Here is a 14,352-nt window from a genome sequence, read left to right on the forward strand (position 1 = left end):
CAGTTCGCGGGCCACGCTCGTCGACATCGTATTCCTCCCCCACCCTCCTCCCGCACGGAGACGATGCAATGCTGAAAGGAAAAATCGCCCTCGTGACCGGCTCGACCAGCGGCATCGGTCTGGGCATGGCACAGGCGCTCGCGGCACAAGGCGCCACCCTCATCACGAATGGCTTCGGCGATGCAGACGCAGCACGCAAAGCCATTACCGAGGCCGCAGCAAAGGCGGGCCATACAGGCACACAGGTCGGCTATCACGGTGCCGACATGAGCCGTGCAAGCGAGATCGAGGCGATGATGCAATACGCCGAATCGGAGTTCGGCGGCGTAGACATTCTGGTCAACAACGCAGGCATTCAGCACGTCGCGGAAATTCAGGATTTTCCGACGGACAAATGGGACGCGATCATCGCCATCAACCTGACGTCCGCGTTCCACACCACGCGACTTGCCTTGCCCGGTATGCGCACGCGCAACTGGGGACGCATCATCAACATCGCGTCGGTCCACGGACTCGTCGGCTCGGCGGGCAAGTCGGCGTATGTCGCAGCCAAACACGGCATTGTTGGCCTGACGAAGGTCACGGCTCTGGAAAATGCGCAGACCGGCGTGACAGCCAACGCGATCTGCCCGGGCTTCGTGCTCACGCCGCTCGTGCAAAAGCAGGTGGACGACCGCGCCGCCCGTGACAAGCTGTCAGGGGATGAAGCCAAGCGCTCGCTGCTCGGCGAGAAGCAACCTTCCGGCGAGTTCGTCACGCCCGAGCAGCTCGGGGCGCTCGCCGTGTTCCTTTGCAGCGATGCCGCCGCTCAAGTGCGCGGTGCCGCATGGAACATGGACGGTGGCTGGACTGCGCAGTAAAGCGACGAAAGCAGCGACAAAAGCAGCGACGAAGACAGCGACAAACGCACTGACAGCATTGACGCGGCATTTCACCCGCTAGCCAACAATGCCGATCATCAAAACAAAACGGGCGGAGAAACTCTCCGCCCGTTTTGCCTTGCATAGTCCAACTTCCTACATCATCGACGACCGGGTTCAACGGCCCAGGTCATCCTCAGCAAACCGGTGTCGCCGATGCCGCTGCAGCCCGGCAACCCGCCGGGCATCCGCGACAATCGTTTGACCTCAGACAGCGCTCGTGTCGAGCTGTGCCCCGGTCTTCTGCGAGATTTCTTCCTTCGTCACGCCCGGTGCCAGTTCGATGACCTTCAGACCATCCGGCGTGATGTCGATCACACCGAGGTCGGTGATGATGCGATTGACCACGCCCACGCCGGTGAGCGGCAGATCGCAGGCCTTGAGGATCTTATGCGCATCGCCCTTGGCCACATGCTCCATGAGCACGACCACGCGACCGACACCAGCAACGAGATCCATCGCACCGCCCATGCCCTTGATCATCTTGCCGGGGATCATCCAGTTCGCGAGGTCGCCCTTTTCGCTAACCTGCATCGCCCCGAGAATCGCCAGATTGATGTGACCGCCGCGAATCATCGCGAACGAATCGGCCGACGAGAAAATCGACGAGCCCGGCAGCGTCGTCACCGTCTGCTTGCCAGCGTTGATCATGTCGGCGTCGACTTCGTCTTCAGTCGGGAACGGACCGATGCCGAGCAGGCCGTTTTCCGATTGCAGCCAAACTTCCATGCCGTCCGGCACATGGTTCGCCACCAGCGTGGGCAAACCAATGCCGAGGTTCACGTAAAAGCCGTCTTCGAGCTCTCGCGCCGCGCGCGCAGCCATTTCATCACGATTCCATGCCATGGTTATCTCCTTGATCTCGGCGCTTACTTGGCACGTACCGTGCGTTGTTCGATGCGTTTCTCCGGATGCGCGTTCAGCACAATGCGCTGAACGAAGATCCCCGGCAGATGCACGTCGTCCGGATCGATCGAACCGGTTTCTACCAGTTCTTCGACTTCGACGATGGTGATCTTGCCAGCCATAGCGGCCATCGGATTGAAGTTGCGGGCGGTGCGATTGAAGACGAGGTTGCCTGCACGGTCGGCCTTGGCGGCCTTGACCAGCGACACATCGGCGCGCAGCGAGCGCTCCATGACGTACGTCTCGCCGTCGAACTCGCGCGTGTCCTTACCTTCGGCAACCACGGTGCCCACGCCCGTCTTCGTGAAGAATGCCGGGATACCGGCGCCACCAGCGCGCAGCTTCTCGGCCAGCGTGCCCTGCGGCGTGAATTCCAGTTCGAGTTCGCCCGCCAGATACTGACGCTCGAACTCCTTGTTCTCGCCCACGTACGACGAAATCATTTTCTTGATCTGACGCGTCTCAAGCAGCAGACCGAGGCCGAAACCATCGACGCCGGCGTTGTTGCTGATGCAGGTGAGCCCCTTGACGCCCGAGTCGCGCAATGCGGCGATCAGGGCCTCCGGAATGCCACACAGGCCGAAGCCACCGACGGCGAGCGTTTGCCCGTCTGCGACGACACCGGCGAGCGCCTCCTTGGCGCTGGCGTATACCTTGTTCATCGTTTGTCCCTTTCCCTCGGTTGAGAATTGAAATTATGCCGCGCACTCGCGCGTTGCGAGGCTTGCGACAGTCCGCTAACACCGCGAACCACGCACCTCATGCAATCTCAGAGCTTACGGTGGCACGCAAATGGGGCACAATACGTGAAATTACATATCTTCCCGCGTACCGGGCCGCCACACGCAGCTCCCACGCGCGAGACCCGACCGGATCCGTATCTCCCCCAATGCCGACGTTCGATTACCAGACAGCCTTTCACATCGCCCCCGTCGGTCTGGTCATTTCGCGCCAGCGCATCATCGAGGATTGCAACCGCCAACTCGGCAGGATCTTCGGCTACGCGCACGAAACGCTCATCGGCCAGTCTTTCCAGGTCCTGTATCCGTCACCGAAGGAATTCGAGCGCATCGGCGAACGCATTCCGCCCATCATGAGCACGCAAGGCGTCTATTCGGACGAGCGCATCATGCGACGCGCCAACGGCGAATTGTTCTGGTGCCACGTTACGGGCCGTTCGCTCGACGTCAAGGATCCACATGCCGCTGGCCTCTGGACCTTCGAAGACATCTCCGCCACACGCCGCGTCGCTGTCGCGCTGACCGCCCGTGAACGCGAAATTGCCGCCCAATTGGTGCAAGGCAAGACAAGCAAGCAGATCGGCAAGATTCTTGAGATCAGCCCGCGAACCGTCGATATCTACCGCGCCCGTCTCATGCAGAAATACGGCGCGGGCACGGCAACAGAACTGGTGCAACGTCTGCTGGGCAACTGAATCAGCCCCCGGCGACCAACGTGCGCACGGCCTCCGGCAACGGCACCGACTTCTCAGCCTGATAATTCACCCAGACGATTTTCGCGCTGCCTTCAGCCACGAGAATGTCCGGCGTATCGGCACGGCGCAGTTCGAAGCGCGTATCGATGCTGCTGCGTCCCGGTGCACCGATAAACATGCGGCAATCGATATCGCCGGGATAGCGCAATTGACGCAGGAACGTCATGTTGGCATTGACGATGACCGGGCCCTCGCCCGTATCACGCTCTTCCGACGCGATGTCCAGCGTTTCCAGCCACGAAATACGCACCTGCTCCATGTAACGAAAGTACACGGTGTTATTGACATGCCCGAACGCGTCCATATCGCCCCAGCGAATGGGCATGCTCATACGAAAGACTTCTTTGTACTCTGACGACACTGCAATTCCCCATGATGAAAATCGACGCCCTGCCTTGAACTGACAGGGCGTCATGGGGATAAAGTGTAGCGCTTCGGGGGGCGTGGCGCGCGTCAGACTGCCGAGATTCGCCTCGACGGCCGTCATTTAGGAATGGCGAGAGAACCGTGTATCGGAAGATTCCGAAGCGCCCAAAGCACCGCGCCACCTCCGGCAATGCCGACTATCCCACGCCCTACTTGCGAGTTGCAGGGGATGCCGACTTGCTGCTGATCGACTCATCCCTGACGGCCGCTTCGGCCTTTTCGACCAGATCGCGCCCGACAAGCGCCTTCCACTTCACGTAGACCGGCCGCGTCGCATCGACAAAGCGCTGGCGCTGCTCAGGGGTCAGTCGTGTGACCTTCACCCCGCGGGCCTCCAGGTTTTCCCACATGCCCTGTCCACTGCTGAGCAGATCCTCACGGGCCAGCGTGACTTCGAAGCGTGCGGCCTCCACTGCGGCGTCGCGCACGATGTCGCGATCCTGCGGCGACCAGCTATCCCACACCTGACGATTGACGACGAAGACGATGGGGTCGGCTACGTAATCCCATACCGTCAGATAGCGCTGCCCGACGGTATCGAGCCGCGCATTGTTGAATATCGTGATCGGATTTTCCTGACCGTCGATCTTGCGGGCTCGCAATGCGCGTATGGCCTCACCCCACGTCATCTGAGTGGGCACTGCGCCGAGCGCCGTGAAGATGTCGTTGAACAGGAGCGAGCCGACGACGCGAAAGCGCAGCCCTCTCATGTCCTCCGGCGCGCGAATCGCGCGACGCGAATTGGTCACCTGGCGAAAACCGTTCTCCCCCCACGCCAGCGGCACGACGCCCTGCTCCTCCACACGACGGAAGAGTTCACGGCCGACTTCGCCCTGCGTGAGCGCATCGAGCGAGCGATACCCGCGCAGCAGGAATGGCAGCGAGAAGACGTTGAATTCGGGAATCGCCGACGACCAATTGATCGTCGAACCGACAGCCATGTCGATGACGCCCTGACGCAGCGCCGTGAATTCGCGCGTCTGATCACCGCCCATCAGCGTGGCGTTAGGGTGAAGCCGGATGTTGATGCGCCCTTGCGTGCGCTCGCGCACCATGTCCGCCCAGAGCTGCGTGCCCTTGCCCCACGGTGTGCCGCCATCGGGCACGATCGACAGCGTGTATTCGGCCTTGTAAGGTTGCGCGGCCACTGGCAGCGCGATTGCGGCGAGGGCAAGCGCGACTCCGACGAGCCCCCGCCAGCCTTGATTACGCATGTTGTCCTCGAGATGATTCGGGATCCGACGTCAACGCGACGTCGTTCGTGATCCGCTGCGCGTCCATGAACGTCAAAAAGCGTTCTGGAGCGCCGGGAAATTATGCGCTCGTCGCCACTGCGCTGACTGCCTCGGACAATCCCCGATTGCCGCATTGCAGCGAGCCTGCGCAATCGGCGGGCCGCCTTTGACGGCCTCGCCCGGTGGCCTTCGGACGGCCGTCGCGCCTAGCCTACTGCCAGACCGTCGTCGATGGTCATGATCGAGCCGTTGATGAAACGGGAATCGTCTGAGGCCAGAAGTAGAATCAACCCATCAAGGTCGCCGGGCTCGCCGACCCGCTGACGTGGCAGCATCTGAACCAGCTTCCGCCCGGCTTCGGTCTGCCAATGATCGTGGTTGATTTCGGTATCGATGTACCCCGGACAGAGCGCGTTCACGTTGATGTTGTAACGTCCCCATTCGAGCGCCATCGAACGGGTCATGTGAATCACGGCCGCCTTGCTCATGCAATAGACACCGAGCATGGAAATCGCCCGTTGCCCGGCGACCGAAGCCACATTGATGATCCGGTGTTGCCGTTGCGGGTCACCCTTGCTGCGACGGATCATGCGCTTGGCCACTTCCTGCGCCACGAAAAACGCACCGCGGGTGTTCGTATCGACGACGTAATCGAAGTCTTGCGGTGTCACATCGACCAGCTTTTGCTGGGTAGACACCCCCGAGTTGTTAATCAGAATGTCGATAGCACCGGCCTCGGTCTCGGCATGCGCCACCCCGGCGCGAATGCTGTCGTAGTCGGTGACATCGAGCGGCACAACGTGTGCCGCGCCGCCCTGAGACTCGATTTCCGCCCGCAATTCCTTGAGTCGCTCCACGCGACGGCTAGCTAGCACGACCTTCGCCCCCGCCTGCGCGAGCACCTTGGCGAACTGCATGCCAAGCCCGCTCGACGCCCCCGTGACCATTGCGACCTTGCCTTCCAGATTCAGCGAACGCCCCATCGTCTTCTCCCTCGTGCCTCGACACCCGTTGAGCAACGGCGTCGCCACCCGGCTCGCCGCTAGAGCTTCCTACCTACCAAATCGAACGACCGTACTATTAATATGCGGTTGCGAGGTGTTCCCCATTCCCGGAAAATGGCCGCACCCACGAATTCTAACGTTTATAACAGGAGCATCAATGGATCCCAAGCTGCTTGAGCAGTACGGCCCGAGGGAGTCGATGGAGTATGACGTCGTCATTGTTGGCGGCGGTCCGGCCGGCCTGTCCACGGCTATCCGTTTGAAGCAACGCGCACAGGAAGCGGGCAAGGAGATTTCGGTCTGCGTCTTGGAAAAAGGCTCGGAAATTGGCGCCCACATCCTGTCCGGCGCGGTCATGGATCCGCAAGCCCTGACCGAACTCATCCCCAACTGGAAAGAACTCGGCGCACCGCTCGACACCCCCGTCGTCGAAGACCGCTTCCTGTTCCTGAGCGAAACGGGCGCGACCTCCACGCCTTCGTGGCTGCTGCCTGCTTGCTTCCAGAATCACGGTAATTACGTCATCAGCCTGGGCAATGTCGTGCGCTGGCTCGGCCAGCAGGCCGAAGCGCTGGGCGTCGAGATCTTCCCGGGTTTCCCTGCCGCCGAAGTGCTTTATGACGAAAACGGCGCGGTCATGGGCGTGGCGACCGGCAACATGGGTGTCGGCAAGGACGGCGAACCGACCGAGAACTTCCAGCTCGGCATGGAGCTGCACGCCAAGTACACGATCTTCTCGGAAGGTGCGCGCGGCAGTCTCGGCCGCCAACTGATGCGCAAGTTCAACCTCGATGAGGGGCGCGACCCTCAGGCGTACGGTCTGGGCATCAAGGAATTGTGGGAAATCGATCCGTCCAAGCATAAGGAAGGGCTGGTGATTCACACGGCGGGCTGGCCGCTCAATTCGAGCACCTACGGCGGTTCGTTCCTCTACCACCTGCCGAATAATCAGGTGGCCGTCGGCTTCATCGTCGGGCTGGACTACAGCAATCCGTATCTGTCGCCGTTCGAAGAATTCCAACGCTACAAGACGCATCCGTCGATCCGCCACTTCCTCGAAGGCGGCAAACGCATTTCGTATGGTGCCCGCGCCATTACGGCGGGCGGTTTGCTTGCGCTGCCGAAGCTGGTGTTCAAGGGCGGTGCGCTGGTGGGCTGCGAAGCTGGCTTCCTCAACGTCAGCCGCATCAAGGGCAGCCATGCCGCGATCAAGAGCGGCATGATGGCCGCCGATGCCGCGTTCGATGCCGTCACGGCAGATCGCCAGCGCGACGAGCTGACGACCTACCCGGCAGCGTTCGAGCAGTCGTGGTTGCACGAAGAGCTGAACAAGGCGCGCAACTTCAAGCAGTGGTTCAAGAAGGGTTTGACGGTCGCGACGCTCATGACCGGCATCGAGCAAAAGCTGCTCGGCGGCAAGATGCCCTGGACGATTCATCGCAAGAAGGCCGACCACGAATGCCTGCTGCCGGCCGCGCAATGCCAGCCGATCGTCTATCCGAAGCCGGACGGCAAGCTCACGTTCGATCGCCTGTCGTCGGTGTTCATCTCGAACACCAACCACGAAGAGAACCAGCCTGCTCACCTGACGCTCAAGGATGCAAGCGTGCCGGTCGGTATCAATCTGAACGAGTATGCCGGGCCGGAACAACGCTACTGCCCGGCCGGGGTGTATGAGTTCGTGAAGAACGACGACGATTCCGAGCGTTTGCAGATTAACGCCCAGAACTGCGTGCACTGCAAAACGTGCGACATCAAAGACCCGACGCAGAACATCGTGTGGGTCACGCCGGAAGGCGGCGGTGGTCCGAACTACCCGAATATGTGATGTTGTATTGCCGCCGGTTCGCCCGGCGGTTTTTATTTGCACACACAGGAGGCATGATGTCGAGAATTTCCGTATGGATGTCTGGCGCGACGTTGGCAAGCGCCCTCGCACTGACCGGCGGCGCCGTCCAGGCCAAGACGGTGAGCTACCTGTGCGACAACCAGCACGTCGCCGTGCTCGTCTACGACGATCACAATCTTGGTGGGGACGTCACGCTGTACTGGATGGGCAAACGCGAGGTCCTCAAACCGGCGCGCGCGGCGAGTGGAGAAAAGCACATCGGACGCACACTCATCTGGTGGAGCAAGGGTCCCGAAGGCACGCTGTACACCGCCAAAGGCGAGCAGCCCATCACGCAATGTCGCGAGTGATCGCGCCAAAGCGAATGTGAGCCCGCAGATGTGAAAAACGCCAGACTCATCGTCTGGCGTTTTTTATGGGTTCAGCGTGTCGGCTCACGCCGCGTCACTTCACCCGACTCCGCTTACTCCGGTGCGCGAGCCGGGATGACCGGCGTGGTCACGCGAACATCGCCGCACTGCGCACGATGACGCAGCGCATGGTCGATCAACACGAGCGCCAGCAACGCTTCGGCAATCGGCGTCGCGCGAATACCCACGCATGGATCGTGACGGCCAAACGTCTCTACCGTTGCCGGTTGTCCATTGACGTCGATCGACTGGCGCGGCGTACGGATGCTCGACGTCGGCTTGATGGCAATCGAGACGTCGATGTCCTGGCCCGTCGAAATGCCGCCCAGAATCCCGCCGGCGTTGTTGCCGACAAAACCTTCCGGCGTCAGTTCGTCGCCGTGCTCGGCCCCCTTCTGCGTCACGCTGCGGAATCCCGCGCCGATCTCAACACCCTTGACGGCATTCAACCCCATCATGGCGTGAGCGATATCGGCATCGAGGCGATCGAACAGCGGCTCCCCGAGACCGACCGGCACGCCCGTTGCGATCACACGCAACTTCGCACCGACCGAATCACCGGCCTTGCGCAGATCGTCCATGTACGCTTCCAATTGCGGGACAACCTCCGCGTTTGCTGCGAAAAACGGGTTCTGCGGCACTTGCGACCAATCGGTCTGCGGAATTTCGATATCGCCGAGCTGCGTCATGCAGCCGCGCACCTGTACGCCAAAGCGCTCCGCCAGCCATTTCTTCGCCACTGCACCCGCCGCCACGACCGGTGCCGTCAGGCGCGCCGACGAACGTCCGCCGCCGCGATAGTCGCGCACGCCGTATTTCTGCAAATAGGTGTAATCAGCGTGCCCGGGACGGAACGTCTGCACGATGTTGCCGTAATCCTTGCTGCGCTGATCGGTATTGCGGATGAGCAAGGCGATGGGCGTGCCCGTCGTCACGCCTTCAAATACACCCGAGAGAATTTCGACGGCATCCGGCTCGTTACGCTGCGTCACGTGACGCGACGTACCCGGACGGCGGCGATCCAGCTCCACCTGAATATCGGCTTCCGTCAGCGCCATTCCCGGCGGACATCCATCGATCACACAGCCGATGGCCGGGCCATGCGATTCGCCGAAAGTGGTAACGGTAAACAGGGTTCCAAGCGTATTGCCAGACATACGGGGATCAGATTGGGGTGTGACGGGAATTGTCTATTATACCGGCCAGGGGCCACGAAGCTTGAGTACCTTATCGCGCAACGATTCGGGCGTCGCCTGCGCTGGCGCGACCGGCTCGCCGATCACCAGCTCTAGCCGGTTCAGAATGCCTCGCTTGAACGGACGCGTCATCGCTGCCCCGCCGTGCCGCGAGAAGAAACTTCCCCACAGTCCACGCAGCGCCATCGGCACTACCGGCACAGGGGAACGCTCGATGATGCGTTGTACGCCCTGCCGAAACACTTGCAGGTCGCCCGACGCCGTGAGCTTGCCCTCCGGGAAGATGCAAACCACATCCCCCGCATCGAGCGCCTTGGCAATCTGCGCGTAGGCCTGCTCCAGACCCGCCGCGTCTTCGTGCGCTGGCGCAATCGGAATGGCGCCCACTGTCCGGAAGAACCAGGACAGCACGGGAATCTGGAAAATCCGATGATCCATCACGAACCGCACCGGGCGACGGATCGACGCGCCGATCACCACGGCATCGGCAAAGCTCACGTGATTGCACACCAGCACGCAAGGCCCCTCGTCCGGAATCTGATCCGCACCTTTCACCTCGATCCGATAAATGGTGTGAAGCATTAACCACATCACGAAACGAATCAGGAACTCAGGGAGCAACGTATAGAGATAGACAGCGACGAGCGCGTTGAGAATGCCGGTCACGAGATACAACTGATCGATGGTCAGCCCGGCTTTCGTGAGCATCATGGCCATCAGCGCAGAGACGACCATGAACAGCGCGTTGAGAATATTGTTCGCCGCAATGATGCGCGCGCGATGCGACGGCGCACTCCGGCTCTGAATCAGCGCATACAACGGCACGCTGTAGAAGCCACCGAACATCGCCAGCAGGAACAGATCGGCCAGGATGCGCCAATGCGCGGGTTGCGAAATGAACTGCCCGACCGTCTGCAACGCCCCGACGGGCGCGCCGCCCCGGCTCGCGAAGTACAAATCGACGGCGAATACCGTCATGCCGATCGACCCGAACGGCACCAGTCCGATTTCCACTTTGCCACCCGAGAGCCGCTCACAGAGCAGCGACCCCAGGCCGATGCCGACGGAGAACATGGCCAGCAACAATGTCACGACGTCGGGGTTCGCCCCCAGCACGTCGCGCGAGAAATTGAAGAACGATGCGAGGAACGTAGCGCCAAGAAACCACAACCACGAAATGCCGAGCAGGCTTTGAAACACGGCCCGGTCATTACGCGCGATGCGCAGATTTCGCCACGTCTCAGTGAACGGATTCCAATTGATTCGCAGGTCCGGTTGCGCAGCAGCGGTTTGCGGCACCCAGGTGGAAACCAGACGCCCCAGCATCGCCAGACCGATACACACACCACCGATCCACGGCAGTGCGCCTGCGCCCGCTCCCGCCAACTCGCCGCCAATAATCGTGCCGACGAGAATCGCCACGAACGTGCCCATTTCAACGAGCCCGTTGCCACCGACCAGCTCATGATTGGCGAGGTGCTGCGGGAGATACGCGTACTTCACCGGCCCGAACAGCGTCGAGTGCAAGCCCATCAGGAACGTGCACACGTACAGCAACGGCGCGCTCGTCCAGACGAACCCGGCAGCACCGACGACCATGATGGCAATCTCCAGCGTCTTGACGAAGCGGATCAGCCGGGCCTTGTCCCACTTGTCGGCAATCTGCCCGCTGGTCGCGGAGAACAAGAGAAACGGCGCGATGAAAATGGCCGAGATCAGGAACGCCGCGGTCTTGCCATCGACGTCCTGAAAAAGCGATGCGTGATACGTGACGAGCGACGTGAACGCAATCTTGAACACGTTATCGTTCATCGCGCCGAGGAACTGCGTCCAGAAGAACGGCGCGAAACGGCGTTCCTTCAGCAGTCGTGATTGGTGGCCGTCGCCGCGAGCCTCGCGCTGACTGGCCTCACTCACTTTGCGTTTTCCGCTTCCTCGGCCGGCCAGTCGCGAATATAGGCCTTGAGCATACGGTTCTCGAAGGATTGTTCCTCGACGACCGCGCGGGCCACATCGTAGAAGGAGATGACGCCCATCAGCGTGCGGCTTTCCATGACCGGCAGATAGCGCGCGTGGCGCTCGAGCATCATGCGGCGCACTTCGTTGACGTCCGTCTCGGGCGTGCAGGTCAGCGGATGGTCGTCCATGATCTTGCGAATCGTGGAGCCGCCGACCGTGCCGCCGTTCTTGCTGATCGTGTTGATGATCTCGCGGAACGTGAGCATGCCCACGAGATCGCCGTACTCCATCACGACGAGCGAACCGATGTCATGTTCCGCCATCGTGTCGACGGCATCCGCCAACGACGTCTCCGGGGTCACGGTGAAAAGGGTGTTGCCCTTTACTTTCAGGATGTCAGACACACGCATGGCACACACTCCTCATTGTGTTGCTCCGGCAATCGTGGCAGAACGCTGCCGCCGACGTTACCGGACTCGGCTTGCGAGACGGATGGCCGGCGCGTACGCCTGCTGTCTCCGTGTCAAATAGTGATTGGAACCTGTTCGATGGATGCTATCGGAAAGCGCCCTAAAAGGAAAGGCGCAGAACGCCGACATGGCCGTACCACGCGGGTTTTCAGCCGATTCTGCGTCCCCTCTCGGAGAACACCTTACCCCTGACATAAGACAACACCGCAATTTCCCTGATCTCCCCCGTATTGCCTGCCGGAGCGCACGAAGGTGGTGCTAGGATTGCCGTATACGTAAAGTTCACATCACACCACCTGCGAGGCCATCCCCGACATGTCAGTCCCGCACTTCGATACGCTTGCCCTGCACGCCGGCGCGGCCCCCGATCCCACCACCGGGGCGCGCGCCACACCGATCTACCAGACCACTTCCTTCGTGTTCTCCGATGCCGATCAGGCAGCCGCTCTGTTCAATATGGAGCGCGCCGGGCATGTGTATTCCCGGATTTCCAATCCGACGAACGCGGTCTTCGAAGAACGCATGGCTGCACTGGAGAATGGCGTCGGCGCGATTGCCACGGCGAGCGGACAAGCCGCGCTGCATCTGGCCATCGCGACACTGATGGGGGCGGGTTCGCATATCGTGGCGTCAAGCGCGCTCTACGGCGGTTCGCACAATCTGCTGCATTACACGTTGCGCCGGTTCGGCATCGAAACGACGTTCGTTCGCCCCGGCGATCTGGCAGGCTGGCGGGCAGCCGTTCGTCCCGAGACGCGCCTGTTTTTCGGTGAGACGCTGGGGAATCCCGGCCTCGATGTGCTCGACATCGCACAGGTCGCAGGCATCGCTCACGACGCGGGCGTACCCCTGCTCGTCGACAGCACGTTCACGACGCCGTGGCTCATCCAGCCTTTCGAGCACGGTGCGGACCTCGTTTATCACTCGGCGACCAAATTCCTCGGCGGCCACGGCACGACCATCGGTGGCGTGCTGGTCGACGGCGGCACGTTCGATTTCGAGAAAAGCGGCAAATTTACCGAACTCACCGAGCCGTACGACGGCTTCCACGGCATGGTCTTCGCCGAGGAAAGCTCGGTCGCGCCGTTCCTGTTACGGGCGCGACGCGAAGGGTTGCGTGATTTCGGCGCATGTCTTCACCCACAGGCTGCCTGGCAACTGCTTCAGGGGATCGAAACGCTTCCGTTGCGCATGGCGCGCCACGTCGAGAATGCGCGCAAGGTTGTCGAGTTCCTCGCGGGTCACGAAGCGGTCGAGAGCGTCGCCTACCCCGAGTTGCTGTCGCACCCCGATTACGCATTGGCGAAACGGTTACTCCCGCGGGGTGCGGGTGCCGTGTTCAGTTTCAACCTGAAAGGAGACCGCGAAGCGGGTCGGCGATTCATCGAAGCGTTGCAGTTGTTCTCGCATCTCGCGAACGTGGGCGACGCGCGCTCGCTGGTGATTCATCCCGCGTCCACCACGCACTTCCGCATGGATGCCGCCGCCCTTGCTGCGGCGGGTATCGGCGAAGGCACCGTACGCCTGTCCATCGGCCTGGAAGACGCCGACGACCTGATTCAGGACCTCAAGCGCGGCCTCAAGGCGGCAGCGAAATCGTCTTCGAAGGGGCAAGCGCGATGAATTTCGACATGGCTGGCAATAACGTCTACGCCTACACCGCAGGCAAACCGATTCAACCGACGCAGCCCACCGTAGTCTTCCTTCATGGCGCGCAACACGATCACAGTGTCTGGGGGTTGCAGAGTCGATATCTGGCGCATCACGGCATGAACGTGCTCGCGCTCGATCTGCCAGGGCATCATCGCAGCACCGGTGCGCCGTTGAAGACCATCGGTGAGATGGCGGATTGCGTGGTTGGGGTGCTCGACGCGGCGGGTGTCGAGCGCGCAACATGGGTGGGCCACAGCATGGGGTCACTCATCGCATTGGACGCGGCGGCACGTCATCCGGCACGCGTTTCGCGCATCGCGCTGGTGGGCACGGCCTACCCGATGAAGGTCGCCGACACGTTGCTCAGCGCCGCCGCGGAGCGCGAGTCCGAGGCCATCGCACTGGTCAATGCCTGGTCGCATAGCACGCTCGCGGCCAAACCGTCTGCCCCAGGCCCCGGGTTCTGGACATGGGGCGGCAACCAGCGGTTGATGGAGCGCGTCGCACAACGGAATCCGGCCAAAGTGTTTCTTACGGATTTCGAGGCCTGCAACGGCTACGATCAGGGCATGAACGCCGCCGCGCGAATCAAGTGTCCGGTGCTGGCCGTGCTGGGACAGCGCGACCAGATGACGCCACCACGCGCCGCACAGGCCCTGCTCGACGCCTTGCGCGACAACGGCGCACCGGTCACGGTGGAACTCGTCAATGCTGGCCACGCCATCATGACGGAACAGCCGGATGCGCTGCTCGATGCGCTCAAGCGATTCTTGCGAGACTGACCCGGCCAGAGCGCAGGCTCACAGGATCGACACAGCACGATCGGGAT

The 14,352-nt window shown here is 61.6% G+C and carries 14 protein-coding genes; 6 read left to right on the top strand and 8 right to left on the bottom strand.

What is annotated here, in order from left to right; translation table 11 throughout:
- Window positions 1–68: 68 nt before the first annotated feature.
- Window positions 69–860, top strand: coding sequence for a 3-hydroxybutyrate dehydrogenase (locus ACIQWO_RS07790; RefSeq protein WP_402821419.1), 792 nt, complete (start codon window positions 69–71; stop codon window positions 858–860).
- 267 nt (window positions 861–1,127) lie between these two features.
- Here ACIQWO_RS07790 and ACIQWO_RS07795 read toward each other — a convergent pair whose 3' ends face one another.
- Both ACIQWO_RS07795 and ACIQWO_RS07800 read right to left on the bottom strand, forming a co-directional pair.
- Window positions 1,128–1,766 (bottom strand): CoA transferase subunit B, encoded by a 639-nt coding sequence (locus tag ACIQWO_RS07795; RefSeq protein ID WP_039397694.1) that lies wholly within the window; start codon window positions 1,764–1,766, stop codon window positions 1,128–1,130.
- A 23-nt stretch (window positions 1,767–1,789) separates the two neighbouring features.
- Entirely contained in the window at window positions 1,790–2,488 is a 699-nt protein-coding gene (locus ACIQWO_RS07800; protein ID WP_402821422.1) for a CoA transferase subunit A, read from the bottom strand.
- A 227-nt stretch (window positions 2,489–2,715) separates the two neighbouring features.
- Between ACIQWO_RS07800 and ACIQWO_RS07805 the strand changes: the two genes are divergently transcribed.
- Complete coding sequence (locus tag ACIQWO_RS07805; RefSeq protein WP_402821425.1) at window positions 2,716–3,261, top strand: LuxR C-terminal-related transcriptional regulator; 546 nt, start codon at window positions 2,716–2,718, stop codon at window positions 3,259–3,261.
- A gap of 1 nt (window position 3,262) precedes the next feature.
- Here ACIQWO_RS07805 and ACIQWO_RS07810 read toward each other — a convergent pair whose 3' ends face one another.
- The 3 genes from ACIQWO_RS07810 to ACIQWO_RS07820 form a co-directional block, all read right to left on the bottom strand.
- On the bottom strand, window positions 3,263–3,736 hold the full coding sequence (locus ACIQWO_RS07810) for an acyl-CoA thioesterase (protein ID WP_402821912.1): 474 nt from the start codon (window positions 3,734–3,736) through the stop codon (window positions 3,263–3,265).
- 160 nt (window positions 3,737–3,896) lie between these two features.
- Window positions 3,897–4,961 carry a DctP family TRAP transporter solute-binding subunit gene (locus ACIQWO_RS07815; protein WP_402821428.1) on the bottom strand — a complete coding sequence of 355 codons (1,065 nt, stop codon included), beginning with the start codon at window positions 4,959–4,961 and terminating at the stop codon, window positions 3,897–3,899.
- 227 nt (window positions 4,962–5,188) lie between these two features.
- Window positions 5,189–5,965 (bottom strand): SDR family oxidoreductase, encoded by a 777-nt coding sequence (locus ACIQWO_RS07820; RefSeq protein WP_402821431.1) that lies wholly within the window; start codon window positions 5,963–5,965, stop codon window positions 5,189–5,191.
- Between the two features lie 178 nt (window positions 5,966–6,143).
- Between ACIQWO_RS07820 and ACIQWO_RS07825 the strand changes: the two genes are divergently transcribed.
- Both ACIQWO_RS07825 and ACIQWO_RS07830 read left to right on the top strand, forming a co-directional pair.
- Window positions 6,144–7,814, top strand: coding sequence for an electron transfer flavoprotein-ubiquinone oxidoreductase (locus ACIQWO_RS07825; RefSeq protein WP_046292319.1), 1,671 nt, complete (start codon window positions 6,144–6,146; stop codon window positions 7,812–7,814).
- A gap of 53 nt (window positions 7,815–7,867) precedes the next feature.
- On the top strand, window positions 7,868–8,185 hold the full coding sequence (locus tag ACIQWO_RS07830; protein ID WP_402821436.1) for an MliC family protein: 318 nt from the start codon (window positions 7,868–7,870) through the stop codon (window positions 8,183–8,185).
- Between the two features lie 113 nt (window positions 8,186–8,298).
- Here the strand turns inward: ACIQWO_RS07830 and aroC are convergent, their stop codons facing one another.
- Genes aroC through ACIQWO_RS07845 form a run of 3 tightly spaced genes read right to left on the bottom strand, consistent with a single transcriptional unit; the run spans window position 8,299 to window position 11,810 of the window.
- Complete coding sequence (aroC, locus tag ACIQWO_RS07835; RefSeq protein WP_402821439.1) at window positions 8,299–9,402, bottom strand: chorismate synthase; 1,104 nt, start codon at window positions 9,400–9,402, stop codon at window positions 8,299–8,301.
- A 36-nt stretch (window positions 9,403–9,438) separates the two neighbouring features.
- The gene (locus tag ACIQWO_RS07840) at window positions 9,439–11,358 is read right to left on the bottom strand and encodes an MFS transporter (protein WP_402821442.1); all 1,920 of its coding nucleotides are present in this window, start codon (window positions 11,356–11,358) and stop codon (window positions 9,439–9,441) included.
- On the bottom strand, window positions 11,355–11,810 hold the full coding sequence (locus tag ACIQWO_RS07845; RefSeq protein WP_039397675.1) for a CBS domain-containing protein: 456 nt from the start codon (window positions 11,808–11,810) through the stop codon (window positions 11,355–11,357). The genes ACIQWO_RS07840 and ACIQWO_RS07845 overlap by 4 nt, the downstream gene beginning before the upstream one ends.
- 375 nt (window positions 11,811–12,185) lie before the next feature.
- On the opposite strand from ACIQWO_RS07845, the gene ACIQWO_RS07850 reads away from it, so the two are divergent.
- Both ACIQWO_RS07850 and ACIQWO_RS07855 read left to right on the top strand, forming a co-directional pair.
- Window positions 12,186–13,493, top strand: a complete 1,308-nt coding sequence (locus ACIQWO_RS07850; RefSeq protein WP_402821445.1) for an O-acetylhomoserine aminocarboxypropyltransferase — start codon at window positions 12,186–12,188, stop codon at window positions 13,491–13,493.
- Complete coding sequence (locus ACIQWO_RS07855; RefSeq protein WP_402821448.1) at window positions 13,490–14,305, top strand: alpha/beta fold hydrolase; 816 nt, start codon at window positions 13,490–13,492, stop codon at window positions 14,303–14,305. The genes ACIQWO_RS07850 and ACIQWO_RS07855 overlap by 4 nt, the downstream gene beginning before the upstream one ends.
- Window positions 14,306–14,352 lie beyond the last annotated feature (47 nt).

Origin of the sequence: Pandoraea sp. NPDC090278, from assembly GCF_044772185.1 — a bacterium.
Lineage (GTDB): Bacteria > Pseudomonadota > Gammaproteobacteria > Burkholderiales > Burkholderiaceae > Pandoraea.